We start from the raw sequence: 263 nt of genomic DNA, 5'->3' as shown, positions 1-263 counted from the left end.
GGCTCAAGGCCCCAGGCTGAACGCGCCCGTTCATTGACGCTCAAGCAGGAGGCCGGCTGAATGCTGCTCGCGCTGCTCCTGTGCTACGCCGGGTTTACCGCGCTGTGCCTGTCGACCGACCGTCATCACGGCGAGTTGCTGCGCCGCAAACCTTCGCCTGCACGGCGTCTGGTGTTGCGCGGGGTCGGCTGGTTGCTGCTGACGCTGTCGCCCTGGCCGGCGGTGGCCACCACGGGTTGGGGCCAGGGCCTGGTGGAGTGGTA

At 68.8% G+C, this 263-nt stretch carries 1 protein-coding gene; it reads left to right on the top strand.

Translation table 11 applies throughout. The annotated features are described in order from the left end of the window. Positions 1-60 precede the first annotated feature (60 nt). On the top strand, positions 61-263 hold a 203-nt coding region (locus AC0L3B_RS39670), incomplete at its 3' end, for a DUF3325 domain-containing protein (protein ID WP_473383325.1).

It is taken from the genome of Bradyrhizobium sp. Kon56 (assembly GCF_055807635.1).
Note: the sequence above shows the minus strand (reverse complement) of the source record. Positions and strands in the feature narration are given on the sequence as shown.